Raw genomic sequence first — 26,443 nt, forward strand, 5'->3', positions numbered from 1 at the left:
CAGGACCGACGCGGTCCGGGCCGTTCCGGAAACCGCTCGCAGGGAGTCCCGCGGAGGTGACGTGCATGAACGACGAACCGCTGCGCTGTCTGGTGACCGGCGCCACGGGCTACATCGGAGGCCGGCTGGCCCCCGAGCTGCTCGACGCCGGACACCGGGTCCGGTGCATGGTCCGCTCCCCCGACCGGTTGCGCGACCATGCGTGGGCCGAAGCGGCGGAGGTCGTGCGCGGGGACGTCACCGACGCGGACTCCCTCGCCCGAGCCCTGCGGGACGTGGACGTCGCCTACTACCTGGTGCACTCGCTGAACACCGGGAAGGGGTTCGAGCGCACGGACCGCAGGGCGGCCCGCCTCTTCGCCGAGCAGGCGCGGGCCGCGGGCGTCCGCCGCATCGTCTACCTGGGCGGGCTCACCCCCGTCGGCGTGCCGGAGGAGGAGCTCTCGCCGCATCTGCGCTCGCGCGCCGAGGTCGGCCGCATCCTGCTGGAGTCGGGGGTGCCGACGACGGTGCTGCGGGCGGCGGTCGTCATCGGCTCGGGCTCCGCATCCTTCGAGATGCTGCGCTATCTCACCGAGCGGCTGCCCGTGATGGTCACCCCCAGCTGGGTCGGCACCCGGATCCAGCCGGTGGCGGTCGAGGACGTCCTGCGCGCCCTCGTCGGCAGCGCCCGCATGCCCGCCTCCGTCAACCGCGCCTTCGACATCGGCGGCCCGGACGTCCTGACGTACCGGGAGATGATGCTCCGGTACGCGGAGGTCGCCCAGCTGCCGCACCGGCTGATCCTGTCCGTGCCGATGCTCACGCCACGGCTCTCCGCGCTCTGGGTGGGCCTGGTGACGCCGGTGCCCGCCTCCATCGCCCGGCCGCTCACGGAGTCGCTGCGCCACGAGGTCGTCTGCCGCGAGCACGACATCGCCGCCTACGTCCCCCGGGCGCCCGGGCACCCGATCGGCTTCGACGCGGCGGTACGGCTGGCCCTGCAGCGCGTGCGGGACGCCCAGGTCACCACCCGCTGGTCCTCCGCCTCCGTGCCCGGTGCCCCGAGCGACCCGCTGCCAACCGACCCGGAGTGGGCCGGCGGCAGCCTCTACACCGACTGCCGGGGGCAGGAGGTGGACGCCACTCCCGAGGCGCTGTGGGAGGTCATCGAGGGCATCGGCGGGGACACCGGCTGGTACTCCTCCCCGCTCGCGTGGAGCGTGCGCGGCTGGCTGGACCGGCTGATCGGCGGCGTGGGGCACCGCCGCGGGCGCCGGGACGCGCGGCGGCTGCGGGTGGACGACTCGCTGGACTTCTGGCGGGTGGAGGAGATCGTGCCGGGCCGGCTGCTGCGCCTGCGGGCCGAGATGCGGCTGCCGGGTCTGGCCTGGCTGGAGATGTACGCAGAGCCGGACGGCCGGGGCCGCAGCCGGTACCGCCAGCGCGCCCTGTTCCATCCGCGCGGTCTGCTGGGCCAGTTGTACTGGTGGAGCGTCTCACCGTTCCACGCCCTCGTCTTCGGCGGCATGGTCCGCAACATCGCACGCGCCGCGGAGCGCGCCCCGGCCGCTCCCGAGCGGAGGCGGATACCGGCGGGTTGACGTCCGGTGCGTCCGCCGGGGCGGCCGGGCCGGCAAGAGCTCACCGTACGCGCCGTCAGCCCGGACACCGTCCGCACCGTCAGCCCGGAGCCTCGCCATCATGCCTGCCACGAACGTCTCGGTCGTCCTGTTCACCTCCGACCTCCGCCTGCACGACCACCCGCCGCTGCGGGCGGCCCTGCGGGGATCGCGCCAGGTCGTGCCGCTCTTCGTGCGCGACACGGGCGTGCAGTGGACCTGTCCGACGGCCTGGCCCGCTTCAGGCGGGCGCGCGGGACGGACTGACGCGGGCGCCGGGTCGGCGCGGCTCGCCCGGCGGCGGGGTGCGCCGGAGCCCGGCCAGGACGTCGAGCGCGTCGCGCAGTCCGGTCGGGCGCAGCATCCCCCGCGTGGGGCGGCCGGCCCAGCCGGGGCCGCCGAGCACGACGAGGGGCGCGCCGCGCGCGCCCTTGACGCCCCACTCCGCGGCGGCGATGTACTCGGCCAGCGGCCGGCTCGCCGTGGAGCGGACCTGCGACCACAGGACCACGGCGACCGGGCCCAGCCGCCGCACGGCCGCCATGAGCGCCTCGGCGGGGACGGCGCCGCCGAACATCCGCGTGGGGAGCCGGAGTTGGGTCAGCCCGGCGTTGAGCGCCTCCAGCGGCAGGGTGTGGTGCTCGCCGGGCGTGCAGGCCAGCAGCACCGGGCCCGCGGCCGTGGCGTCGCCGGGCGGCACGGTGGGCAGGGTGTGGCGGCGCAGGGCGGTGGACACGTACCAGGACAGCATGTGCTCGACCTCGATGTACTGGTCGCCCGACGAAGCCCATCGGCGACCGACGGCGTGCAGCGCCGGCACCATCACGTCCTGCCAGGCGTCGACGAGGCCGTGGTCGGCCAGGGCGGCGGCGAGCCGCTCCTCGACGGCGGTGGCGTCGAGGCGTACGGCCGCGCGGGCCAGCCCCTTGCCCTCCTGGCGGGCATGGCTCGCGGGCGCCGGGCCGGGTGCCTGCGCCGCGGGCGTCGGCGCGTCGGCGGTCCGCCCGGGAGCGGCGTCCGCGGCCGGCGCCCGCTTCGCCACCCGGGCCGCCTCGGCGGTGGGTACGCCGGCCGAGGTCAGCCGGCACATCGTCTCGACCCTCGCCACGTCCCGCGGCGTCCATCGGCGGTGCCGGCCGTCCTCGCGCCGGGCCGGGCCGACGCCGTAACGGCGGTCCCAGGAGCGCAGGGTGGTGGGTGAGACGCCGAGCCTGCGGGCCAGTGCGCCCGTGGTCACTCCGGCGTCGGCGTGGGACGGCGTGGCCATGCAGCGACTGTACGACGCGGAATCGACGCAAGTCCGGTGTTCGCGGCGGCGACACCCCGCGCACGCGGGCTCAGCCGGCCGGCACCTGCCAGGGCTCCTGCGGCAGCGGACGGCCGGTTTCCAGGAACGACTTGAGGTTGGACAGCACCGCCGGCCAGCCACCCGACACCGCGGCGCGCTCGCCCTCGTCGCGCAGGTCCTCGTGGGTGACGGTCAGCCGGACGATGTCCTGGTGCGGCTGGATGTCGTACGTCACCCGGGAGTACTTGTCCTCCTGGCCCTCGTTCTCGGGCGCGACCCAGGTCGTCACGAGACGCCGGGGCGGCTCGCTCTCGACGACGGTGCCGACCACGTCGGAGATGCCCGACCCGTCGGTGCGCACGTGCTCCCAGCGGGAGCCGGGCTTCCAGTCGGAGACGTTGCCGTGGCCCCAGTAGACCGCCGTGAGGTCGGCGTCGGTGAGCGCCGCCCACACCTTCTCGGGCGTGCTGGCGATGTACGTGACGTACACGAAACTGGGCTTGTCGGTCATGGCTTCCTCGGCTCGTCGCTTCACGGCGCCGAGCGCGCGCAGGCGCGGGCACTCGAACTTGTCGATCCACCGCTCCTGGATCTCGTGGAGCGGCACGGGGTTGAGGTAGTGCAGTTTCTCCCGCCCCCGCCGCACGGTGCCGACCAGATTCGCCGCCTCCAGGACGGCGAGGTGCTGCGTCACCGACTGGCGCGTCATGGCGATGCGCCCGCACAGTTCGCTCAAGGTCTGTCCGTTGTCCTCGTGCAGATGGTCGAGCAACCGTCTGCGCGTCTCGTCGGCCAGCGCCTTGAAGACCTTGTCCATCCCGGAGTCGTCGTCTGATCGCACACTCAACGTTATGCAGGCGATTGCCTGCATGTCAATCGGATCAGGCCGAAGGCGGAGCCGATCGCGTCCGCCTTGCGCGTGAGAGGAGTGTCTCCGGATTCAGCGGGCAGATTCGACCTCAGGAGGATCCTGACGAAGAGGTGACGAACATGGAGATCTCCGGCATCATCAGCGCTGTCGTCATCGGCATCGTCATCGGCGTGCTGGGGCGGCTGGTCGTACCGGGAAAGCAGCGCATCGGCATCCTGTTGACGATCGTCGTCGGCATCGTGGCGGCGCTGATCGGCTCGGCGATCGCGGGCGCCTTCGGCGTCGCCGACACCGCGGGGCCCGACTGGATCGAGTGGTGCATCCAGATCGCCCTCGCCGCGCTGGGTGTGGCCGCACTGGACCGGGCCAGGGCGCGCCACTGACGCGGCGGGCCATGCCGTACGCATCCCGGTCGGCCGTCGCGACGAAACGGCCGGCCGGGATCCGTCGTGCGTGTCAGCCGAGTTCGAGCGTGGTGACGCCGAAGACGCGCTCCTCGGCGTACGCGCGCACCGGGCCGGTGTACATGCGGGCCGTCTCGAACGACGGGGTGAGTCCGGCGCGTTCGGCCAGCGCGTTGGCCGCCTTGTTCGGCTCGGGCACGTCGATCGCGATCTCGCGTCCGGCGGCCTCGGCGCTGAGCGCGGCGAACAGGGCCTGCGCGTCGTCGGGGGTGTCGGCGAACAGCGGGCCGACGCGCAGGCTGTCGCGGCCGGGGCGGATCACGCCGTACCCGGTGAGGCGCTCGCCGTCGTGGCGGACGAAGACACGGTGGCCGGGGGTGCCGAGCCACTCGGTGAGGAAGCGCGGACGGTCGGCCGGGGAGCAGGCGCTGTCGTACGCCGCGATGGCCGCGAGATCGGCGGGGCCGCCCGCGCGGACACCGGCCGGGACCTCGGCCTCGGGGGCGATTCCGGTGAACCGGGCGGTGCGGTAGGCGAGTTCGAAGCCGGACTGGCGGTAGTTGTCCTGCTGGGCCACGACGCCGTCCAGGCCGACGGTGCGCTCACCGGCGTGGGCCAGGGCGGCCTTCCAGGTGGCGAGCCCGTGGCCCTGGCCGCGCAGGTCGGGGCGGACCAGGTAGCAGCCCAGGAAGGCGTAGTCGGGGCCGTAGTTGACGACGGAGACGGCGGACACCGGCTCCCCGTCGATCCGGCCGAGGAAGAAGCCGTCCGGGTCCTGGGCGAAGAAGGCGAGGCCGTCGGAGAGGCCGGGGTTCCAGCCCTCGTCCGCGGCCCAGCCGCTGATCACCGGCCAGTCGTCGAGGGTGGCCTGCGTGACGACGAGATCCTGCGGGGCCGGAGAAGTCATGCGTGCGCTCCATTCCGTCGGTGCCGGGCGGCGGCGCGGCGCTCTGCCGCACCCGGAGCATCCTTCCCGATCTTGGCCGGATGCGCCACGACGAATCCTCTGGTCAACGAGCTTCAGCGAGGCGCTCGTTGACTCTCAGCCGTCCCTTCACAGCGCCGTCCCCACCGGCCGGATGCCGGTGGGGACGGTGTGGCGGGCGACGGTCGTGTCAGCGCTCCTGCCGCGGACGGAACCGGCGGAAGAGCACAGCCCCGGCCAGCAGCAGCGCGGCGCTTCCGGCGACGGCCGGCGCGGTCACGTCGGCACCGGTGTGGGCGAGGGGCACCGTAGCCGGCGGCTCGGCGTGCCGGGGCGTCTGAGGTGTGGGGTGCGCGGGCGGCATCGGCTCAGGCTCGGGGTGCGCCCGGGGTGGAGCCGCGGGCGGGGCCGGCGGCTTGGGCGTGGGGGTCGCCGGGTGGCCGGACGTGTTGACGGACTCGTTGCCCAGGACCGGGTTGAGCACCCCCACGACGTTCACGGAGTTGCCGCTCACGTTCACCGGCAGGTGCACGGGGAGCTGGACGCCGTTGCCGGAGATCACGCCGGGCGAGTCCTCAGCGGTCCCCCGTGCGCCGGACCCGCCGGACGAGGAGGATCCGCCGTTCCCGGCACCCGCACCGGAGCCGCCTTCGTTGGCGCACTTGTTGCCCGCGGCGGGGTTGAGCAGCCCCACCACGTTCACGGTGTTCCCGCACACGTTCACCGGTACGTGCACCGGGAGCTGAACGGTGTTGCCGGAAGCCACACCGGGCGAGTCCTTCGCGGCGCCCGCCGCGGAGGAGTCGGCGTGCGCCGGCATCGTGAGGGCCATCGCGCCGGAGGCGGCGGCGAAGGCGATCACACCGTTTCGGGTAACCCGTCTCATAGGTTCCCTGCCTTCCAGAATCATCGCGGGCACTCGCCCGCACCGGATAAAACGCAGACGAACCATCCGAGTTATGGCTTATCGGCCTTTCACCCCATCGAGTGACACCGCCCTCGAACTGGTTTCAAAGCGTTCACATGACCACCGACCACACATCGGACACCGTTCGGTAACCGATCGGACCATCAGATACCAGCAGACACCGACTACCGGCAGCCACCGTCTACGGGCGGACACCGACCGGGTCCTCCCTCCGGAGGCGTACGTCCCAAGCCCCGCTTAAGGTGATCGAGGGCGCTGTCCCCGGTCCGCAGCGGAACGCCCCCGGGAGGCTCGATGCCGGCCAAGCTGACCATGCGACCCGCTGTCCGGCGCTGCGCGAGCGCGGGAATCGTCGCGCTGGCCCTGCTGGGGGCCGGACTGCCGACGAGCGCGACGGCGTCCGCCGATCCGCCCCAGCCCGACCTCTCCCGCTTCTACCGCCAGAAGGTCACCTGGTCGGCGTGCCGAGGCGCCGAGATACCCAGGGACCTTCAGTGCGGGAAGGTGACGGTCCCCCTCGACTACGCCAGGCCCGCCTCGGGCACGCTCGACATCGCGCTCGCCCGCTATCAGGCCACCGGAAAGTCGCAGGGCTCCGTCCTCCTGAACTTCGGCGGCCCGGGCGCCGGAGGCATCAGCAGCCTCGCCGGCGCCGGCGGCAAGGACTACCTGGGCCTGACCAACGGCTACGACGTGGTCACCTTCGATCCGCGCGGCGTGGGCCGCTCCTCTCCCATCACCTGCGACGGGAACTCCGGCGGCTCCCCGGGCACCCCGGCCGAGGGCAGCGGGGAGCTCGACACCAGCGATCCGCGCGCGCTCCTCGACGCCCTGCGCAAGACGGCCGCCGAGTGCACCCGGTACTCCGGACCGGTCCTGGCCCACATGGGCACGGTGAACGCCTCCCGGGACATGGACGTCATGCGCGCCGCCCTCGGCGACAAGAAGCTGAACTACCTGGGCTTCTCGTACGGCACCCGGCTCGGCGCGGTGTACGCCGCCCAGTTCCCCGACAAGGTGGGCCGCATGGCGCTGGACGGGGTCGACACCCTGACCGAACCGCTGGCCGAGCAGGGGCTCGCCGCCACCGAGGCGCAGCAGACGGCGCTGGACGACTTCCTGGACTGGTGCGTGAAAGACATCGCCTGCCCGTTCGGTCAGGACCGGCGCAGGGCCGGGTCCCAGGTCCTGAAACTGGTGCACTCGCTGGACGCGAATCCGGTGCCCTCGAACTTCGGTGACCAGTTCACCGGCCAGGATCTGGTGGGCGCCTTGGGGCAGGGCCTGTACAGCAGGAAGCTGTGGCCGACGCTGGAGCGGTCCCTGGGCCAGCTGATCGGGGACGGGGACACCAGCGGGGTGGAGATCTTCGCGTCCGGCGGCCTGACGCTCCCCGGCGGCCTGGCACTCCCCGGCGGCCGCGCGTCCAGCGGCCACTCGTCCAGCGGTCGTACGTCCAGCGACCACCCGTCCGGCGACAGCCGTACGTCCAGCGGTGGTCTCGTCGACCAGGCCGACATCCCCGTCGACAACCTGCCCGCCGCGCTGCTGGCGATCAACTGCGCGGACGACCCGGACCGCGCCGACGCCGCCCACCTCACCCAGGACATCGAGCGGCTGCGCGGCCCGTACGAGCAGGCGTCGCCGGTCTTCGGGGAGTACCGGCTCACGCAGACGCTGATGTGTTACGGCCGCCCCAGAGGCACCGACTTCATCCGCACCCAGGTGAAGGACCTCGACACCTCGAAGATCCTCCTGGTGGGCACCCGCGGCGACCCCGCCACCCCGTACCGCTGGGCCGAGGAGACGGCCGCGCGGCTCGGCTCGGCGGCGGTGGTGCTCGACAACAAGGGGCCCGGCCACACCGGGTACACGTCGTCGACGTGCGTGCACCGCAAGGTCGACGACTATCTGCTGTACGGCTCCCTGCCGCCCGACGGAAGTTCCTGCGGGGCGGAGGGGGCCGACTGGTGAGGTGCGGGTGACCCGGGAGGTGCGCCGCTTCCTGCCGCTGCTGCTCGTCGTCCTCGGCGCGGCCGGGTCGCTTCTCCTGACGTACGCCGCCTCCGTGTGGTGGTGTGCGGCGGGACCGCTGCTGGCGCTGACCGGCCTCGGTGTGTACGACGTCGCACAACGGGGGCGGCCGGTCCGGCGCAACTACCCCCTGCTGGACCACGTACCGGCGCTGCGGCAGGGGCGCCGGGCCCCCGCACCGCGGTATGCGGTCGGCGACGCGTCCCTCGCCCCGCCCGCCGAGCCACCACGGGTCCGGGTGGGCGGACCGGACTGCAGCCGGCCGTACGACATGGCGCTCCTGAACATGTCCGGCCTGAGCTTCGGAGCGCTGTCGTCGCGGGCGGTGCTGGCACTCAACCGGGCGGCGGCGCTGGGGCGGTTCGCGCAGGACACCGGGGAGGGCGGGCTGACGGAGCACCATCTGCGCGGCGGCGGGGACCTCGTCTGGGAGATCGGTACGGGCTACTTCGGCTGCCGGACCTCCGACGGCGGCTTCGACGCGCGGGAGTTCGCGGACAAGGCGGCGCTGCCCGAGGTGAAGTGCGTGTCGCTGAAGCTGTCGCAGGGGGCGGGTGCGGGCGCCGCGGTGCTGCCCGCGGAGAAGGTGAGCGCCGAGGTCGCGCGGGCGCGGGGCGTCCTAGCGGGCCGGACAGTGGTCTCACCGGCGTACCACCAGGTGTTCTCGACGCCCCGCGAACTGGTCCGGTTCCTCGCCCGGTTGCGGGAGTCGGCGGGCGGCAAGCCGACCGGCCTCAAGCTCTGCGTGGGCTCGCGGCGGGAGTTCCTCGCGCTCTGCCGGGCGATGCTGGCGGAGGGCGTGGCGCCGGACTTCGTCGTGGTGGACGGCGCGGAGGGCGGGACGGGCGCACCGCCCACGGCCGCCTCCGACCGCCTCGGTCTGCCGCTCACCGAGGGGCTGGTCACCGTGCACAACGCCCTTGTGGGCTGCGGACTCAGGGACAGCATCCGCATCGGGGCGAGCGGCGGCATCACGACCGGCGCGGACCTTGTCAGGCGCCTGACGCAGGGCGCCGACTACACCAACGCGGGGCGGGCAATGATGACCGCCACCGGCTGTGTCCGAGCCGCCCGCTGCCACACCGGCACCTGCCCGGCGGGCATCACCACCCAGGACCCGTTGCGCACGTGGGCCCTGGACGTGCCCGAGGCCGCGGCGCGCGCCCACGCGTACCAGCGCGAGACGGTGCGCGACGCGCTGCGGATCATGGCCGCCATGGGCGTTCGGAACCCGAGCGCCCTCTCCCCTGCCCGCCTCGTCCGGCGTACGCCCCCGACCGCGGAGTCCTCCTCCGCGGCACCGCACGAATGGCTCGCCCCAGGCGTGCTGTTGGCCGAGCCCCCGTCCTCCTGGGCGGCGGACTGGGCGGCGGCCGACCCGGACTCGTTCGCGTCCTCCTAGGGTCGCCGCCCGACCTCACACGGGCCACCGTACGACGGTCGGACGCGCCCCACGTCCGGCCCTCCATGCCGAGCCCGCCACGTGACGTCGGACGGGGAACGCGCGCACGTCGAACACCTGCCTGGAGGTCGCGCGGGCGACCGCGTGAATGACTCAACTCGCGTACGTGCTCTACGACTTGCCGGGTTCAGCGCGTACGGTGTTCGCACCGCTGGGTCGCTCCGTGAAGACTCTGGCATATGTCAGAAGCACCGCCGTATCGTGTGTTGCCAAATCCCTTACAGGGCGTCGCGGGCTGTGCGACAGTCGTAACGGTCCCTCCCGTCCCTCTTGGCCGTACCGTCCCGCATCGGAGTGCGTCATGCCGTCCCACCTCTCTGCGGACCGCCCCGCCGCCCAGCCGCCAGGGCGCGGCTCGGTCGAGGCGCTCATCACGCAGACACGGCGGCTCAGGGGCGACGTGGACGCCGTACGACGGGACTCGCGGAACGACGGTTCGGACCCGCGGGACCGGTGGCAGCGCGCGCTGTACGACCTGGCGCTGCACCAACTCGACGACCTGGACGAGCACTTGTCGCAGCTGCGGGACGGGCCGCCACCGGCGTCCCCCGCGCCGGAGCCGCAGCCCGGCGAACCGGAAGCGGACCCGAGCGGCTCCCTGCTGAGCCGGGTCGGCAGCGCCGAGTGGAACCTGATGACGGACGGGGCCAGTTGGTCCGAGGAGCTCTACCAGATCCTGGGCCGCTCACCCGCCACTCCCGCGCTCACCCTCGACGAACTGCCGTCCCTGGTCCACGACGACGACCGGCCCAAGCTGACGGCGATGGTGACGGACTGCCTGGTCGACGCCCGGCCGATCGACGGCGAGTTCCGCGTCCTGCTGCCCGACGGCGCCGTACGGACCGTGCACATGATGGGCGAGCCCGTGCTCGACGCGGACGGCAGCACCACCTCGATGTGGGCGGTCGTGCGCGACGTGAGCGAACTGCACCGCAGCCGGCGCACGGTGCGCGACAGCCATGACTCCCTCCAGCGCCACCGTCGGCACACCGGGGCGCCGGACGCCGTACCGTCCCCGCGCCGCGGCTCGCTACGGCTCCCTCACCGGGAACCGCGGCCCCTCGAACTCGCCGTCCATCAGACACCGGACGGTGACGGCTGGTGCGACACCCTCGACCTGCCCGGCGGTGACACGCTGCTGAGCACCGGTGACCTCACCGGGCCCGGCGGCACCGGCATGACGGGCAGAGCCATGCTGCTGGGCGCCCTGCGCGGCATGGCGATGGCGGGCACCGAACCTGGGCAACTGCTCGCGTGGCTCGATCAGTTACTGGCGGCCGACTCCACGCACGCACCCCCGTCACTGGCCGGCGCCCTCTGCTGCCGCTACCGACCGGCGGACCGCATCCTGGCGTGGGCACGCAGAGGACGCCCCGCCCCGCTGCTGTTCCGCGACGGGACGGGGCGCCTGCTGGACGCACCGGACAGCACCCTGCTCGGGCCGGCCGCCTTGACTGCCGGACATGGGCAGGCCGAAGTGGCCCTCGAACCGGGCGACGTCCTCCTGCTCCTCACCGGCGGTCTGGTACCGGAGCGAGGCGTCATGGAGCGGATCACCGATCTGGCCTCGCGCTTCGCCACGGCCCCCACCGCGCAGGACTGCCTGCGGGCGGTCGTCGAGGAGTTCGGCGGCATCGAGTGCGAGGACCGCGCCGACGGCGCCTGCGTGCTCGTCGCCCGGGTGAACGCGTAGCCGGACAACCGCTCACGTCTGGGCGCTGGTGCCTCCCCTTCCCCTCTCCTTCGGCAGGGTGAGCTTGATCTCCTCCCTCAGCTCGTGGATCTTCGGGTAGCTGGAGTACTCGGCGGTGAGCCGGTACATCTCGCGCAGCCGGTCCCAGGTGCGGTGGGAGGAGTTCGATCCCATCGACATCAGGGCCAACCTCGCGTACCGGTCCGCCTGTTCGGGGTCGTCCATGATGAAGCAGGCGGACGCCATGGACAGGTAGTCGAAGATCTTCGACCGCTGGCGGCCGTCGACCCTCAGGGCCAGGGCCTTCTCCGCGTAGTGCTGGGCGTGCACGGCCGCGCTCGGCTCGTGCTCGGCCAGTGTGCGGTAGGCCAGGGCCTGCATGCCGTACAGGTCCTCCTCCTTGAACGTCTGCATCCAACTCGGCGACGGCACGTCGGCCTTGTCGGAGACGAAGAGGTCCTCGGCGCGGCCGAGGGTGCGGCGCATGGCCTGCCCCTTGCCCATCGACGCCTGTGCCCAGGCCTCGATGGTGTGGAGCATCGCCTGGGTGCGCGGCAGCACCTCGTCGCCTGAGCCGGACTGTGCGAGCTTCATCAGGTCGAGCGCGTCGTCGGGCCGGCCGAGGTGCACCATCTGGCGAGCCGCCCGGGAGAGCGCCTCCCCGGCGCGGGGCCGGTCACCGCCCTCACGGGCCGCGTGGGCGGCGATGACGAAGTACTTCTGGGCCGTGGGCTCCAGGCCGACGTCGTGTGACATCCAGCCCGCGAGGACGGCGAGGTTGGCGGCGACGCCCCACAGGCGCCGCTGGAGATGGTCGGGGTGTCGGTAGGCGAGCATGCCGCCCACCTCGTTGAGCTGGCCCACCACCGCCTTGCGCTGGAGTCCGCCGCCACGGGCGGCGTCCCAGGCCCGGAACACCTCGACCGAGCGCTCCAGTTCCTCGATCTCCTGGGATCCGATGGGGGCGGCCTCATAGCGGTCGAACCCAGCGGGGTCGGCGTGCAGGGGGTCGTCGGGGGCAGGGGTGTCGGCCTTCAGGACAGGGTCGGTGTGCAGCCAGTCGTACATGGCGCTGCTGAGTGCGGATCCCGCGGCGAGCGCGGCACCCGCGCCCACCAAGCCGCGTCGGTTGAGCATGAGGTCCATTCCCGTGAATTCGGTGAGGACCGCGGCAGTCCGTTCGGGCGCCCACGGCACGCCGTCGGGATGTTGCACACTCCCGCCGCCGGGCCGCTTCCCCGTACGCCCGTGCCGCACCAGACCGAGGTCCTCGATGGTCACGACACGGCCGAGACGCTCGGTGAACAGGACCGCCAGCACCCGCGGAACCGGATCGCGCGGGATCTCTCCCATGTCGATCCAACGCCGCACCCGGGAGGTGTCGGTCGCCAACTGGGGATGCCCGAGGGCCGCCGCCTGCCGGTTGACCAGCCTCGCGAGTTCGCCCTTGGACCAGCCGGCCAGGCCGAACAGGTCCGCGAGCCGGGTGTTGGGTTGTCCGCTCACGTCAAGCCCCCAGGTTCTCGGCTGAGTTGACAGTAGCCCGGTGGCGGTTGCCGAGCGAGTATTCGCCAGGGTTCGCCAGGGTGCGCCAGATGGTGTGCCACGGCCCATCGGGTGTCAGGTAGGAGTGCGCCATCCCGACCCGGTAGCCGAGGGCCACTCCCCAGGGTGTTCCCCGGGTGCCGGGGCCGGGCGGGCGCACAAAGACTTCGGCACAGAGCAACAGAGAGCAACAGAGCACTTCAGCAACAGGACTTAACAGGCAGGCACCGCAGGCACACGAAGGGATCTGTATCTCCCATGTACGCAGCATCATCCTCCGTGTCCGCCCCGCCCCGGCCGCTGCGTCCCCGCTCGGCGGGCGGCGGCCCCTATCTCGATCCCGCCGCACGCCCGGGGACCCTCGGGCGGGCGGGCCGGCTGCCCGGTTCCGTGGGGCCGGGTACCCAACCCCTCAGCGGGAGAGTCGACTTGTCCGGCCCCCAGGGCGCACAGCTGCGCACGGCCATCGCGTCGGTGCACCGGATCTGCCCGGAGTTCACTCCGGTGCAGGTGCTGCGCCGCAACGGGCGGTCGGTCCTCCTCGTCGGAACGACCGGACGCAGTACGGCCGTTGCCAAGTGTCTCCTGGACCACTCCCCCGCCTGGGCGGAGCGGATCCGCCACGAAATAGCGGCCTACCGCTCGTTCGTCCGGCACCGGCCGCCGATCCGGGTGCCGCGGCTGATCGCGGCGGACCCGGACAACGGCACCCTCGTCGTCGAGCGCATGCCGGGCCGGGTGGCGGCGCTCCAGCGGCACCCCTTGGAGGTCCCGTCGCGCGCGGACATCCGCGCGGCGCTCGGCGCGATCTGCCGGCTCAACGCCTGGCGTCCGCCGGTGGGGACGTTCGACGCGCCCCTGGACTACGCGGCCCGCATCTCCCGCTACCACGAACTAGGGCTGCTGACCGACCGCGACCTGGGCGACCTCCAGAAGCTGCTGCACGGCATCGCCCACGCGGCGGGACGCCAGGGCATGGGCCAGTTCTGCCACGGCGACGCGCTGCTGTCGAACTTCCTGCTCTCACCGGCCGGTCCGGTGCTGGTGGACTGGGAGCACGCGGGCTGGTACCTGCCAGGCTACGACCTGGCCACGCTGTGGTCGGTGCTCGGCGAGGCGCCCGCGGCCCGGCGTCAGATCAGTCAGATCGCCCAGTCGGCGGGCCCCGCCTCGCGGGACGCCTTCCTGGTGAACCTGATGCTCGTCCTGACGCGTGAGATCCGTACCTACGAGATGGCCGTCCAGCGTTCGATGCACGAGGCGACCACCGCGCCGTCGGAGGCGGCCCACCCGGGCGCCGTACCGTCCGGCGAGGAGCAACGGCTGCTCCTCAGGCGGCTGCACGACGACTGCCAGCTGGCCCGCCGGGCGGTACGCGCGGCGGTGGGCACGCGCTGAGGGGAGCGCAGGGCCGCGGTGCGCCGAGGACGACGACGGCGGCGCACCGCGGCCCTGCGCGTACGTGCACACGCGCACACACGCGTACGTGTCCTGGCCGCCCCTTGGTCATTGGTGTACTCCACTGACGCCCCGCAGGCCGTCGCACCTCCGCCACGAAAGTCACTTGACCCCCGCTTGACGTGGGAAATCGCCCTATCCTGGGCATGATTGACGGATCGTCGGCAAGCCGGTACCACTGAGCCCACGCTCAGCCCCGCACGCCCCGCCGCGCTCGATCGCCCCAGGAGGCCGCATTGCGAGGATCCGCCACCGACCCCACGTCCGTACCTGGCAGCAGACGCACACGCAGGACGGCCGGTGCCGTCGCCTCGGCGGCGCTGCTGCTCCCCCTGCTGGGGGCGGCACCGTCCCCCGGCGATCCCGGCCCCGCGAACGGCGAGCTCCAGCGCGCCTTCGCCGCGGCCGCCGCCGAGTACCAGGTACCGCAGAGCGTCCTGCTGGCCGTCTCCTACCTCCAGTCCCGCTGGGACGCGCACGACGGTGCGCCCAGCGTGTCCGGCGGCTACGGCCCGATGCACCTCACCGACGCCGGCGCCGCGCTCGCCTCGGTCCCGCACCACAGCGACGGCACCGAGGACGCCCGTGGCGACGACGCGCGCGCCGCCCTGCTGCCCGAGACGAAGGTGCCGCCGGACTCCGCGATCCCGGCCCGTCTGAAGACGCTGCCGAAGGCGGCCGAGCTGACCGGCATCCCGGCCGAGGAGCTGCGCGGCGACGCGGCGTCGAACGTGGCCGGCGGGGCCGCGCTGCTCGCCGCGACCCAGCGGGAGCTGGGCGAGCCGCTCAGCGCCGACCCGGCCGAGTGGTACGGCGCGGTGGCCAGCTTCTCCGGCGCCGACGACACGGCGACCGCGGCGGCGTACGCGAACGACGTGTACGACGTGCTGCGCTCCGGCGAGGAGCGCACGACGGACCAGGAGCAGCACGTCACGCTGGCCGCCCGGCCGGACGTCGCCGCCGACACCGCGCAACTGGATCGGACGGGGCTGCGCACGGTGGACGCGGACGGCGCGGAGTGCCCGACGTCGGTGTCCTGCGAGTGGGTCCCGGCGCCGTACGAGGAGTTCGGGGACAACGACTACGGCAACCACGACCTCGGTGACCGGCCGGCGGCGCAGGGCATCAAGTACATCGTCGTGCACGACACGGAGGGTGCCTGGGACGGGGTCATGAACCTCATCAAGGACCCGACCTATGTGTCGTGGAACTACACGATCCGCTCGACGGACGGTCTGATCGCCCAGCACGTCAAGGCGAAGGACGTGGCCTGGCACGCGGGCAACTGGTACGTCAACGCCAAGTCGGTCGGCATCGAGCACGAGGGTTTCCTCGCGTCGCCGGACGCCTGGTACACGGAGGCGATGTACCGCTCGTCGGCCAAGCTGGTGAAGTACCTCGCCGCGCGGTACGGCATCCCGCTGGACCGGCAGCACATCCTCGGCCACGACACGGTGCCGGGCCCGACGACCTCGACGGTCCCGGGCATGCACACCGACCCGGGGCCGTACTGGGACTGGCGGCACTACTTCGAGCTGATGGGCCACCCCTTCAAGCGCACGGCGGTCAGGTCGGACGGCATGGTCACGATCCTGCCGGACTACGCGTCGAACAAGCCGCAGTACACGGGCTGCACCAGCGCGGGCACGCCGTGCGCGGCGCACGGCTCCAGCGAGGTGCGGCTGTACTCCGACCACGACACGAGCGCGCCCCTGATCAAGGACATCGGTCTGGGCAGGGCGCCCACCACCGGGGTGAACGACCTGTCGTCGCGGGTCTCCACCGGTCAGCAGTTCGCGGTCGCCGACCAGTGGGGCGACTGGACGGCCATCTGGTATCTGGGCCAGAAGGCCTGGTTCCACAACCCGCCGGAGCAGCGGACGGCGGTGCCGGCGTCCGGACACCTGGTCACGCCGAAGGCGGGCGTGAGCAGCGTTCCGGTGTACGGCCGCGCCTACCCGGAGAAGGAGGCGTACCCGGCGGGGGTACCGGCGCAGGCCGTGTCGCCGCTGCCGTACAGGATTCCGGCGGACCAGAGGTACGTGGTCGGTGACCAAATGCCCGGCGAGTACTACTACGCGGTCACCTTCACCACCGGTTCGCACAAGGTCGTGATCGGCAAGGACCTGTACTACCAGATCCAGTACGGCCACCGGGTGGCGTACGTGCGCGCCGCGGACGTACGCGTGGTGCCGTCCCCGCCTCGGTAGCCGGGTACCCGGTAGCCGGGTCAGCCCTGCTGGAAAAGCTCCGCCGGGAGCGGCTTCAGCAGGGCGTACAGGTCGTCGGTGATGGGGCGGTCCCAGGCGGCGATGGTGACGAGGACGCCGTCGCTGCGGTCGAACTGGACGCAGGAGATCCGGCCCTCGGAGAGCTTCAGACGCCGCACGATCATGAGGTTGTCGCCCTGGAGCACCGGCATGTCCTCGACGCCGGTGACGGTGACCTCCTCGTCGTTCTCCAGCGCCAGGAGCAGCTGGGCCACCTCGAAGGGGATCTCTCCGTCGGCAACGTCGCGGGCCGGGGAGCCCTGCGGAAGGTTGCCGATGATCATGGCGGGACCGCGGCCGCCGAACAGGTCGTAACGCAGGAAGACGCCCTGGCACGAGCCGTCGGGGGCGGGCAGCAGGCCCGCGCCCAGATTGCCGGGCCAGTCGCCCGGGTCCATGGCCAGAACGTCGAAGTCGGGCCCGGCGGGGGTGGCACTGCGGCGGCGGAGGAACGACATGCCGCCATGGTACGTGCCCCACCGCGTTCGGCGACGCGCAGGAGCGTGGCCGGCAGTGGGCCCACTACACCTCGGTGCGGCCGGGCCGGTCGGCGTACGTGGCGAGCATACGCAGCCTGACCTGCGGGTCGCCGCTGAGCCGGACCTCGCGGGCGATGGCGGGCAGGGCACCGCGCCGACGCTCGGCGCGCTCACCCCCGTGACTCCGTCCGCGCCGGGCCGGTGAGTGCGGCCAAGGCTTCGTCCATCGCCGCGAGTTCACCCTCGCGCTCGAACAGAGCCTTCTTCTGACTCCGCACCATCCGCGGGTACGCCCCGGCAGGGGTGCGCGGCGTCGGCGGCCATCAGGTGAGATCGAACTCCCCCTCGCGTGCCCCGGAGACGAAGGCGCCCCATTCCGCGGGGGTGAAGATCAGGGAAGGGCTCTCCGGCCGGCCGCTGTTGCGCATCGCGATGAACCCCTCGACAAACGCGATCTGGACATCCCCGAGACCTCGGCTGCTGGAGCGCCAGTCAGCCCCGCTGAGGTCGAGTTCCGGCTTGTCCCAGCCCGTGAGCGGCTGCTGCTGGGTGGTGCTCTCGGCCACGTCCGTGCTCCTCCCGACTCCGTCGTCGCGGCCAGCCTAGCGACCGCTCGGGGTCGTCAACAGGCCACGTGAGGGGGACCTTTCGGGACCCGGCGCGCTAGCGCGGCGACGGCGGGAGGACGGGGCCCGCGCCGAGGAACGCGGTGACACGTTCCGTGAACCACTGCGGGTCGTCCAGCCACGGATAGTGTCCGGCGCCGGGCTGCACGACGCACTCGGCGTTCGGGAAGGCGTCGGCGGTGCGGCGGGCGAGGTCGGGGCCGGGGCTGCCGTCGAGGCCGCCCGCGAGGACGAGGACGGGGGCGGTCAGCCGCGCGAGGGCGGCGCGGGTCGCGTCCGGAGTGAAAGCGCCCGCGGCGGAGTAGATCTCGGCGGCCTCGTCGTTGGTCTGCTCGTCGGCGGCCTCGTCGTGGGCGGCGGCCTCGTCGTTCCAGCGGCCGTAGAAGAACGGGGCCATCGCCGGGTCGAAATCGCCCTCCCCGGCCAGCCATGCCTCCAGCGCGGGGAACGCTTTCTCGAACCAGGGCTCCCCTGCTCGCAGCCGCGCCGCCGCGAGCCGCTCCTCGGGCGTGGCGCGCAGTCCCAGGGCGGACGGGTTGGCGGTGATCAGCGCGAGGCGCCGTACGCGTTCGGGGTGGCGCGCGGCGTACAGCATCGCGAGGCTGCCGGCCGCCGAGTGGGCGAGCAGATCCATGTGGTCGAGCCCTATGTGGGCGCGCAACATCTCCACGTCGTCGACGAGCCGGTCGCAGCGGTACGTCGCGGGGTCGGCCGGCGTCTCGGAGTCGCCCGTCCCCCGCAGGTCGAGCAGGATCAGCCGACGGTGGGCGGTCAGTCCGCCCAGGTCGCCGAGGTAGACGGAGGCCCGCATGGCGCCGCCGGGCAGCACGACGAGGGGTTCGCCCTCGCCGCGTACGTGGTAGGCGAGCTGGGTTCCGTCGAGTGCGGTGAACGTCGGCATGGGGCTGATCATCGGATGAGGCCGGAGCCGCGCGCAATGACGTCAAGAAATCCCAGCACACCCCTTGCCTGGGCCACGATGGCCTGAATTACTGATGCCGGGCGGATCAACCGAATGATCGGTCGTCCGAATTGTTGCGTTAGGCGAGGGAGAGGTACCGCCATGGCGGAGGCGAGGCAGCTGCTCGACGCTGGGGAACTGCTCGACGCGGAGGCGCTGCGGGCGCTCCAGTTGGAGCGGCTGCGCACGACGCTGCGGCACGCCTACGACAACGTGCCCTTCTACCGCCGGTCGTTCGACAAGGCCGGTCTCCGCCCCGAGGACTGCCGCTCCCTGGACGACCTGGCCCACTTCCCCTTCACTACCAAGGCCGACCTCCGCGAGAACTACCCATACGGGATGTTCGCCGTTCCGCGCGAGCGGATCCGCCGCCTCCACGCCTCCAGCGGCACCACCGGGCGCCCCACGGTCGTCGGCTACACCGACAACGACCTCTCCATGTGGGCGGACATGGTGGCCCGCGCGATCCGCGCGGCGGGCGGCCGGCCCGGCGACACGGTCCATGTGGCGTACGGCTATGGGCTGTTCACCGGTGGACTGGGCGCGCACTATGGTGCCGAACGCCTCGGCTGTACGGTCGTGCCCGCGTCCGGCGGCATGACGGCCCGGCAGGTCCAGCTGATCCAGGATCTCCGGCCGGGGATCATCATGGTCACCCCGTCGTACATGCTCACGCTGCTCGACGAGTTCGAGCGGCAGGGCGTGGATCCGCGCGGCACGTCGCTGCGCGTGGGCATCTTCGGCGCCGAGCCGTGGACGGAGGAGATGCGGCGCGAGATCGAGGAGCGGTTCGCGATCGACGCCGTCGACATCTACGGCCTGTCCGAGGTGATCGGCCCCGGTGTGGCCCAGGAGTGCGTGGAGACGAAGGACGGGCTGCACGTCTGGGAGGACCACTTCTTCCCGGAGGTCGTCGACCCGATCACGGGCGAGGTGCTCCCGGACGGCGAGGAGGGCGAGTTGGTGTTCACCTCGCTCACCAAGGAGGCCATGCCGGTCATCCGCTACCGCACCCGTGACCTGACCCGGCTGCTGCCGGGCACCGCCCGGACCTTCCGCCGGATGCAGAAGATCACCGGCCGCAGCGACGACATGGTGATCCTGCGCGGGGTCAACCTGTTCCCGACGCAGATCGAGGAGATCGTGCTGCGCACCCCGGCCGTCGCCCCGCACTTCCAGCTGCGACTGGGCCGGGAGGGACGCCTGGACACCCTGACCGTCCGGGCCGAGGCGCGCCCCGGCGCCACACCGCAGGCACGGGCGGAGGCGGCCCGCTCCATCACCACGGCGGTGAAGGACGGCATCGGCGTCTCGGTCACCGTCGAGATCGTGGAACCGGAGTCGCTGGAGCGGTCGGTGGGCAAGATCCGCCGGATCGTGGACCTGCGCCCGCGCTAGCGCCCGACCGCCCGGCGGCACGCGTGTGCCGCCGGGCGGAGAATCCCCCGGCGGCACGACGGACACCCTCGGCGATCAGTCGCGGTCGTCGAAGTAGTCCGGCTGGGTCTGGACGTTGAGGCCGCTCAGCCGGACGGAGCCGGCCCGGTCGGTGCGCCGGTCGTGGATCTTCAGGACGTCGAAGCCCTTGGCGATGTCGTTCGCGTAGATGTGGCCGTTGTAGTAGTACGCGGACCAGACGCCGCCGGTCCTGAGCTCGGTCGTGGACAGCGGGCCGCGCTCGAAGTAGCCGATCTCCTTGGGCTGGGCGGAGTCGGTGAAGTCCCAGACGGAGACGCCGCCCTGATACCAGGCCTGGACCATGATGTCGCGGCCCTTGACCGGGATGAGCGAGCCGTTGTGGGCCACGCAGTTCTCGGTGTCCGCCTGGTAGCGCGGGATCTTGAAGTAGCTGCGGAAGACCAGCCTGCGCCCGTCGCCCTTGCCGACGATGTCGTAGATGCCGTCGGCACCGCGGTTCGGACCGACGGCCTCGTTGCAGGTGGCCGCTCCACCGCCGCCCAGCTCGTCGGTGAAGACCACCTTGTCGGCGTCCTGGTTGAAGGTGGCCGAGTGCCAGAAGGCGAAGTTGACGTCGTCACGGACCCGGTCGATGACCCGGGGGTGCTCGGGGTCCTTGATGTCCATCAGGATGCCGTCGCCCATGCAGGCACCGGCGGCCAGCTGCCGGGAGGGCAGCACGGTGATGTCGTGGCAGCCGGTGGTCTGCGAGACCTTCCCCGGGATGCCCGGGTTGCCGCCGTCCACCGGGGGCTCCGCCGGGAACAGCACCGGGAAGCTCACGACCGCGGCCTTCTCCGGAGCCTTGCGCGGCACCTTGATGACGGAGATCCCGTCGTGCGGCGGCTGGCAGTCGGGGAACTCCGCGCGCGGCGAGTACGAGGAGACGTAGATGTAGACGTTGTCGCCCTTGGGCACCAGCGAGTGGGTGTGCGAGCCGCAGAAGGTCTCGACGGCGGCGACGTACCTCGGGTTGGCCTTGTCGCTGATGTCGAAGACCTTCATGCCCTCCCAGGACGACTTGACGGCCGCCGACTGGGGGGTGCTGTTGCAGGAGTTGTCGGTGCGCGAGGAGTCGGTGGACAGGAACAGGAGGTTCCCGGAGACCGAGATGTCGTTCTGCGAGCCCGGGCAGAGCACCTGGGCGACCGTCCTCGGCTCGCTCGGCCGGCTGATGTCGAGGATCCGGAAGCCGTCGTAGTTGCCCGCGTAGGCGTACGTGCCCTGGAACGCGAGGTCGGAGTTGGTCCCCTGGAGCGCATCCTTGGGGATGTTTGCGAGGTGTTCGATGTTGTCGCTGTGGACGATCTCGTCCTGACCCGGCAGCGCGCCGTCGGCGATGTCCGCCCGGATCCCCTTGCTCACGTCCTGGGAAACCGAGTGGGGCGCCGCCGGGCTGTCCCCCGGGTCGGGGGTGGCGAGCGCGGGTCCCGCGGCGAGCAGCATGGCGAGCAGTCCCGCCGCGGCCGCGCCGATACCGCCGGCCCGTCTGAGCCGCACCTGTGTCGTGTGCACCTGCGTCCTCCCTTGTGTCCGTTCGCGGTTGAACGGGTGTCGGACCCCAGCAGTATCGCCCTGGACATGTACATCCCAATAGATGGCAACGACTATGTAATGCGAGCTTCCAGCGGGGAGGGTGAGGGAGTTGGAGATGACGATCCGTCGCAGAGCCCGTGATGTCCGGCGGTGGGCGACCGTGGTGACGGCGGCAGCGGCCGTCCTCGTCCTCGGTGCCTGCGACGGAGAGGGGCGGCAGCACACCGCGAAGGACAGCGGTCCCAGGACGGTGGTGGCACCGGGCAAGCCGGGCGAGCCCGCGAAGAAGCTGTCGGCGAACGAGGCCGCGAAGGCCGCCCGCACCGACACTCCCAACGACGCGGACGTGATGTACGCCCAGATGATGATCCAGCACCACGCCCAGGCACTGCTGATGAGCGAACTCGCCCCGAAGCAGGCGTCCGACAGCCGCGTCAAGCGCCTCGCCGGGCGCATCACCGCGTCCCAGGGTCCGGAGATGGGCGCCATGCGCGGCTGGCTCGCCCAGCACGGGGAGACGGAGCAGCCCGTCGGGCACATGCACGAGCACGGCCACGATCACGGCACGATGCCGGGCATGGCCACCGAGCAGCAGCTGGCCGAGCTGCGCGCCGCGAAGGGCAACGCCTTCGACGCCCTCTTCCTGACGCTGATGACCACCCATCACGAGGGCGCTCTCACCATGGCCGAGGACGTCCTGCGCAAGGGCCGGAACGCCCAGATCGAGGAGATGGCCACCGAGGTGATCGCGGTCCAGTCCGCCGAGATCAAACGGATGCGCGCGATGGGCTGACGGGCTCGCGAAGGGCGCCGACCGCGCCTACTCCTTCCCGCGGAACCGGTCCCGCAGCTCGCGCTTGAGGATCTTCCCGCTGGCGTTGCGCGGCAGCTCCTCCACGAACAGCACGCGCTTGGGCGCCTTGAAGGAGGCGAGCTTCTCCCGTGCGTGGGCGATCAGTTCGGCCTCGGTGAGCTCCCCGCGCGGGACGACGACCGCCGTGACGGCCTCGATCCACCGCTCGTCGGGCAGGCCGATCACGGCGGCCTCGGCGACGCCCTCGTGCGTGTACAGGGCGTCCTCGACCTGCCGTGAAGCGATCAGCACACCACCGGAGTTGATGACGTCCTTCACCCGGTCGACGACCGTGAGGTAGCCGTCGGCGTCCCGCACCGCGAGGTCTCCGGAGTGGAACCAGCCGTCGCGGAACGCCTCGGCGGTCTCCTCGGGCTTGTCCCAGTACCCCTCGCACAACTGCGGTGAGCGGTAGACGACTTCGCCGGGGGTGCCGTCGGGCACGTCGCGGCCGTCCTCGTCGACCACGCGCGCGTCCACGAACAGCACCGGGCGGCCGCAGGAGTCCAGCCGCCCCTCGTGCTCGTCCGGTCCGAGAACCGTGGTCAGCGGACCGGCCTCGCTCTGGCCGAAGCAGTTGTAGAAGGCCAGCCCGGGCAGCCGTGCCCGCAGCCGCTCCAGCACGGGGACCGGCATGATCGAGGCGCCGTAGTACGCCTTGCGCAGTCCGCCGAGGTCGCGGGTGGCGAAGTCGGGGCGGTTCGAGAGGGCGATCCACACGGTGGGCGGGGCGAACAGGCTGTCCACGCGGCCGGCCTCGATCAGGTCGAACAGCACGTCCCCGTCCGGCGCGTCGAGCACGATGTTGGTCGCGCCGATCGCGAGACAGGGCAGCAGGAACGCGTGCATCTGGGCCGAGTGGTACAGCGGCAGCGCGTGCGCGGGCCGGTCGCCCGGACTCATGTCGAGAGCCACGATCGCGCTCAGGTACTCGTGCACCAGGGCCCGGTGGGTCATCATCGCGCCCTTCGGAAGGGCGGTGGTGCCGGAGGTGTAGAGCAGCTGGACCAGGTCCTCGGCGCGCGGTTCGGGACCGTCGTACGGCGCTTTCCGCGCCAGCCGGTCCAGGAGCGAGCCGTCGGCGTCCCGCAGCGGCAACGCCGTGACTCCGTCCGGAAGTTGCCCGGCGAGGTCCGGGTCGGTGAGGACGAGGGCGCTTCCCGACTGGCCGATGATGTACACCAGGTCGTCGCCGGTCAGGTTCTGGTTCACCGGCACGTGCACGAGGCCCGCGCGGGCGCAGGCGAGGAAGGCGATCAGGTAGGCGTCGGAGTTGTGGCCGTAGGCGCCGACCCGGTCCCCGGGTGCCACGCCCTGAGCGAGGAGCACGGCCGCCGCGCGGGAGACGGCGTCGTCGAGTTCCTCGTACGTCCACGTGCGCGTGCCGTACTCCAGCGCGATGCGCGCCGGGGTGCGTCGGGCGCTGCGGCGCAGCACCCCGTCGACCGTGCTGGCGTGTCCCTGCGTCATGACACGTGATCCTCGGGCCACCACCGGCGGAGGTCAAGAACCCCGGTCCGGGACACATACCGGTTGGTACGCTCAACCGCCCCTTCTCTCAAGGATGTTGGGAGGCACGATGCGCATGCGTGTGAAACGGCTCGCCGTCCTGGCCGCCGCCCTGCTCACGGCCGGCTCGGCCCTGCCGGCGGCTGCCGCGCAGAGCCGGGACCGTCAGGAACACCCGTCCCACGGCGGCCTGTCCGCCGTCATCCGGTACACCGAGTACGGCATTCCGCACATCCTCGCCAGGGACTACACCGACCTCGGCTTCGGAACCGGCTGGGCCCAGGCCGCCGACCAGGTGTGCACGCTGGCCGACGGTTTCGCGACCGTCCGCGGGGAGCGGTCGCGATACTTCGGCCCGGACGGCGTCCCCGACGGGTCGCTGTCCTCGGCGACCAGGAACGTCAGCAGTGATCTGTACTTCCGCGGGGTGCGCGAGGCCGGCACGGTGGAGCGGCTGCTCGACCGGCCCGCTCCGGCCGGCCCCGGCCGCAAGGTCGAGGACCTCATGCGGGGCTTCGCCGCCGGGTACAACGCCTGGCTGCGCCAGAACCGGATCACGGATCCGGCGTGCACGGGCGCGGCCTGGGTGCGGCCGGTCACCGAGGTCGACGTGGCCGCTCGCGCCTTCGCGCTCGCCGTGCTCGCGGGCCAGGGCCGGGTGGTGGACAGCATCACCACCGCACAGCCCCCGGCGCCCTCCGCGCCACCGGCGAAGGCGCCGGACGCCGAGCGCACCGCGCGCGCCGCCCGCGACGTGTTCGCCACCGACAACGCCGACATGGGTTCCAACGCGGTCGCCTTCAGCGGGAGCACCACGGCGGACGGCCGCGGGCTGCTGCTGGGCAACCCGCACTATCCGTGGCAGGGCGGCCGCCGCTTCTGGCAGGCGCAGCAGACGATCCCCGGCGAGCTCGACGTGATGGGTGCCTCGCTGCTCGGCTCGGCGACGATATCCATCGGCCACAACGCCCATGTGGCCTGGAGCCACACCGTCGCGACGGGTGTCCCCGCCGACCTCCGCCAGCTGACGCTGGACCCGTCCGACCCGACCGTCTACCTCGTGGACGGCGTACCGGAGCGGATGACGCGGCGCACGGTCACCGTCCCGGTCAAGGACGGCACCTCCGTGACCCGCACCCAGTGGTGGACGCGGTACGGCCCGGTCGTCACCTCGCTCGGCCCCTCGGTCCCGCTGCCGTGGACGGCCTCGACGGCGTACGCGCTCGACGACCCGAACGCCACCAACCTGCGCGCCGCCGACACCGGCCTGGGCTTCAGCCGCGCCCGCAGCACGGCCGACGTCCTGGACACGCTCCGGCGCACCCAGGGCCTGCCCTGGGTCAACACCATCGCCGCCGACGCCCGCGGCCACACGCTGTTCACGCAGTCGCAGGTGCTTCCGCGCATCACGGACGAGCTGGCCCAGCGCTGCTCCACCCCGCTCGGCAAGGCCACCTACCCCTCGGCCGGGCTGGCGGTCCTGGACGGTTCACGCGGCGACTGCGCGCCCGGCAGCGACCCCGACGCCGTACAGCCGGGGATCTTCGGACCGGCGAGGATGCCGGTCCTCAAGGACGCGCCGTACGCGGAGAACTCCAACGACAGCGCCTGGCTGGCCAACGCGGACCGGCCGCTCACCGGCTACGAGCGCGTCTTCGGCACGGTGGGCACACAGCGCTCGATGCGGACCCGGGGTGCGCTCCAGGACGTGGCCGGGATGGCCCACCGCGGCGACCTGACCGTACGGGACCTCCAGCGGCAGCAGTTCGCGAACCGGGTGCCCGCGGGCGACCTGACCGCGAACGCCGCCGCCGAGGCGTGCGCCGCCCTTCCCGGCGGCACGGCAACCGGCGGTGACGGCAGGCCGGTCGACGTGTCGGAAGCGTGCCCGGTGCTCAAGTCCTGGGACCACATGGCCCGTACGAGCAGCCGGGGGGCGCTCCTCTTCGACCGGCTGTGGCGCAGGCTCCCCGCGAACCAGCTCTGGAAGGTGCCGTTCTCGGCGGCCGACCCGGTCGGCACCCCCAACACGCTCGACACCGACGCCCCCGCCTTCGCCACCGCGCTGGCCGACACGGTGGCCGAACTCCGCGCGGCGGGCATCCCGCTGAACTCCCCGCTCGGGGAGCACCAGTCGGTCCTCCGTGACGGCCGGCGCATCCCCGTCCCCGGCGGCACGGAGTCGCTGGGCGTGTGGAACAAGGTCGAGCCCGTGTGGGACGCGGCGAGCGGCGGCTACTCGGAGGTGACGACCGGCTCCAGCTACATCCAGGCGGTGGGCTGGGACGGCGGCCCGTGCCCGGTCGCCCGCACCCTGCTGACGTACTCCCAGTCCTCGAACCCCGACTCGCCGCACCACAGCGACCAGACGAGCCTCTTCTCCCAGGGGAAGTGGGTGACCTCGCGCTTCTGCGAGAAGGACATCCTGTCCTCTCCCGGACTGCGCAGGGTCCGCGTCTCGGAACACTGAGGACGACACGCACGGGTTCCAGCCGTAGCCCGCCCGGGCCGAACGTCCTGCACACCCGTTGACACACGCCCC

At 72.3% G+C, this 26,443-nt stretch carries 20 protein-coding genes and 1 pseudogene; 11 read left to right on the top strand and 10 right to left on the bottom strand.

Going from position 1 to position 26,443, the window contains the following annotated elements; genetic code table 11:
• Window positions 1–65 precede the first annotated feature (65 nt).
• Together QFZ74_RS01375 and QFZ74_RS01380 are read left to right on the top strand one after the other, a co-directional pair.
• Window positions 66–1,583 (top strand): SDR family oxidoreductase, encoded by a 1,518-nt coding sequence (locus tag QFZ74_RS01375; protein ID WP_307618933.1) that lies wholly within the window; start codon window positions 66–68, stop codon window positions 1,581–1,583.
• A 100-nt stretch (window positions 1,584–1,683) separates the two neighbouring features.
• Window positions 1,684–1,810: pseudogene (locus QFZ74_RS01380) on the top strand (deoxyribodipyrimidine photo-lyase); the annotation flags it as partial.
• Between the two features lie 32 nt (window positions 1,811–1,842).
• On the opposite strand, the gene QFZ74_RS01385 reads toward QFZ74_RS01380, so the two are convergent.
• Both QFZ74_RS01385 and QFZ74_RS01390 read right to left on the bottom strand, forming a co-directional pair.
• The gene (locus tag QFZ74_RS01385; RefSeq protein WP_307618934.1) at window positions 1,843–2,868 is read right to left on the bottom strand and encodes a MerR family transcriptional regulator; all 1,026 of its coding nucleotides are present in this window, start codon (window positions 2,866–2,868) and stop codon (window positions 1,843–1,845) included.
• 70 nt (window positions 2,869–2,938) lie between these two features.
• Window positions 2,939–3,706, bottom strand: coding sequence for a metalloregulator ArsR/SmtB family transcription factor (locus QFZ74_RS01390; RefSeq protein WP_307624008.1), 768 nt, complete (start codon window positions 3,704–3,706; stop codon window positions 2,939–2,941).
• A 173-nt stretch (window positions 3,707–3,879) separates the two neighbouring features.
• Here QFZ74_RS01390 and QFZ74_RS01395 point away from each other — a divergent pair, with 173 nt between their 5' ends.
• Window positions 3,880–4,143, top strand: a complete 264-nt coding sequence (locus QFZ74_RS01395) for a GlsB/YeaQ/YmgE family stress response membrane protein (RefSeq protein WP_307624009.1) — start codon at window positions 3,880–3,882, stop codon at window positions 4,141–4,143.
• Between the two features lie 73 nt (window positions 4,144–4,216).
• On the opposite strand, the gene QFZ74_RS01400 is transcribed toward QFZ74_RS01395, so the two are convergent.
• Together QFZ74_RS01400 and QFZ74_RS01405 are read right to left on the bottom strand one after the other, a co-directional pair.
• Window positions 4,217–5,071 (bottom strand): GNAT family N-acetyltransferase, encoded by an 855-nt coding sequence (locus QFZ74_RS01400; RefSeq protein WP_307618935.1) that lies wholly within the window; start codon window positions 5,069–5,071, stop codon window positions 4,217–4,219.
• A 208-nt stretch (window positions 5,072–5,279) separates the two neighbouring features.
• Window positions 5,280–5,975 carry a chaplin gene (locus QFZ74_RS01405; protein ID WP_307618936.1) on the bottom strand — a complete coding sequence of 232 codons (696 nt, stop codon included), beginning with the start codon at window positions 5,973–5,975 and terminating at the stop codon, window positions 5,280–5,282.
• Window positions 5,976–6,311: 336 nt separating this feature from the next.
• Here QFZ74_RS01405 and QFZ74_RS01410 point away from each other — a divergent pair, with 336 nt between their 5' ends.
• The 3 genes from QFZ74_RS01410 to QFZ74_RS01420 all read left to right on the top strand — a co-directional run bounded on the left by QFZ74_RS01410 (window position 6,312) and on the right by QFZ74_RS01420 (window position 11,206).
• A complete protein-coding gene (locus QFZ74_RS01410; protein WP_307618937.1) occupies window positions 6,312–7,991 on the top strand; it encodes an alpha/beta hydrolase in 1,680 nt (559 codons plus the stop codon).
• A gap of 19 nt (window positions 7,992–8,010) precedes the next feature.
• Complete coding sequence (locus QFZ74_RS01415) at window positions 8,011–9,453, top strand: FMN-binding glutamate synthase family protein (RefSeq protein WP_307624011.1); 1,443 nt, start codon at window positions 8,011–8,013, stop codon at window positions 9,451–9,453.
• 361 nt (window positions 9,454–9,814) lie between these two features.
• Window positions 9,815–11,206 carry a SpoIIE family protein phosphatase gene (locus tag QFZ74_RS01420; RefSeq protein ID WP_307618938.1) on the top strand — a complete coding sequence of 464 codons (1,392 nt, stop codon included), beginning with the start codon at window positions 9,815–9,817 and terminating at the stop codon, window positions 11,204–11,206.
• A 12-nt stretch (window positions 11,207–11,218) separates the two neighbouring features.
• Here the strand turns inward: QFZ74_RS01420 and QFZ74_RS01425 are convergent, their stop codons facing one another.
• Window positions 11,219–12,712: a hypothetical protein gene (locus QFZ74_RS01425; RefSeq protein ID WP_307618939.1), complete on the bottom strand. Its 1,494-nt coding sequence runs from the start codon at window positions 12,710–12,712 to the stop codon at window positions 11,219–11,221.
• Between the two features lie 297 nt (window positions 12,713–13,009).
• On the opposite strand from QFZ74_RS01425, the gene QFZ74_RS01430 reads away from it, so the two are divergent.
• Window positions 13,010–14,149 (top strand): aminoglycoside phosphotransferase family protein, encoded by a 1,140-nt coding sequence (locus tag QFZ74_RS01430; protein WP_307618940.1) that lies wholly within the window; start codon window positions 13,010–13,012, stop codon window positions 14,147–14,149.
• Between the two features lie 296 nt (window positions 14,150–14,445).
• Window positions 14,446–16,419 (top strand): N-acetylmuramoyl-L-alanine amidase, encoded by a 1,974-nt coding sequence (locus QFZ74_RS01435; protein WP_307618941.1) that lies wholly within the window; start codon window positions 14,446–14,448, stop codon window positions 16,417–16,419.
• 20 nt (window positions 16,420–16,439) lie between these two features.
• Here the strand turns inward: QFZ74_RS01435 and QFZ74_RS01440 are convergent, their stop codons facing one another.
• The 3 genes from QFZ74_RS01440 to QFZ74_RS01450 all read right to left on the bottom strand — a co-directional run bounded on the left by QFZ74_RS01440 (window position 16,440) and on the right by QFZ74_RS01450 (window position 18,485).
• Window positions 16,440–16,937: a hypothetical protein gene (locus QFZ74_RS01440; protein WP_307618942.1), complete on the bottom strand. Its 498-nt coding sequence runs from the start codon at window positions 16,935–16,937 to the stop codon at window positions 16,440–16,442.
• Between the two features lie 344 nt (window positions 16,938–17,281).
• Window positions 17,282–17,524 (bottom strand): DUF397 domain-containing protein, encoded by a 243-nt coding sequence (locus QFZ74_RS01445; protein WP_307618943.1) that lies wholly within the window; start codon window positions 17,522–17,524, stop codon window positions 17,282–17,284.
• A 97-nt stretch (window positions 17,525–17,621) separates the two neighbouring features.
• Window positions 17,622–18,485 carry an alpha/beta fold hydrolase gene (locus tag QFZ74_RS01450; protein ID WP_307618944.1) on the bottom strand — a complete coding sequence of 288 codons (864 nt, stop codon included), beginning with the start codon at window positions 18,483–18,485 and terminating at the stop codon, window positions 17,622–17,624.
• Window positions 18,486–18,647: 162 nt separating this feature from the next.
• Here QFZ74_RS01450 and paaK point away from each other — a divergent pair, with 162 nt between their 5' ends.
• A complete protein-coding gene (gene paaK, locus QFZ74_RS01455) occupies window positions 18,648–19,943 on the top strand; it encodes a phenylacetate--CoA ligase PaaK (protein WP_307618945.1) in 1,296 nt (431 codons plus the stop codon).
• 75 nt (window positions 19,944–20,018) lie between these two features.
• Here the strand turns inward: paaK and QFZ74_RS01460 are convergent, their stop codons facing one another.
• Window positions 20,019–21,449, bottom strand: coding sequence for an LVIVD repeat-containing protein (locus QFZ74_RS01460; RefSeq protein ID WP_307624012.1), 1,431 nt, complete (start codon window positions 21,447–21,449; stop codon window positions 20,019–20,021).
• A 205-nt stretch (window positions 21,450–21,654) separates the two neighbouring features.
• Between QFZ74_RS01460 and QFZ74_RS01465 the strand changes: the two genes are divergently transcribed.
• Window positions 21,655–22,332, top strand: coding sequence for a DUF305 domain-containing protein (locus QFZ74_RS01465; RefSeq protein WP_307618946.1), 678 nt, complete (start codon window positions 21,655–21,657; stop codon window positions 22,330–22,332).
• A 27-nt stretch (window positions 22,333–22,359) separates the two neighbouring features.
• Here the strand turns inward: QFZ74_RS01465 and QFZ74_RS01470 are convergent, their stop codons facing one another.
• Entirely contained in the window at window positions 22,360–23,862 is a 1,503-nt protein-coding gene (locus QFZ74_RS01470; RefSeq protein ID WP_307618947.1) for an acyl-CoA synthetase, read from the bottom strand.
• A 109-nt stretch (window positions 23,863–23,971) separates the two neighbouring features.
• Between QFZ74_RS01470 and QFZ74_RS01475 the strand changes: the two genes are divergently transcribed.
• Window positions 23,972–26,371, top strand: coding sequence for a penicillin acylase family protein (locus QFZ74_RS01475; RefSeq protein ID WP_307618948.1), 2,400 nt, complete (start codon window positions 23,972–23,974; stop codon window positions 26,369–26,371).
• The last annotated feature ends 72 nt before the right edge of the window (window positions 26,372–26,443 follow it).

The organism is Streptomyces sp. V3I7 (genome assembly GCF_030817495.1).
Taxonomy (GTDB): domain Bacteria; phylum Actinomycetota; class Actinomycetes; order Streptomycetales; family Streptomycetaceae; genus Streptomyces.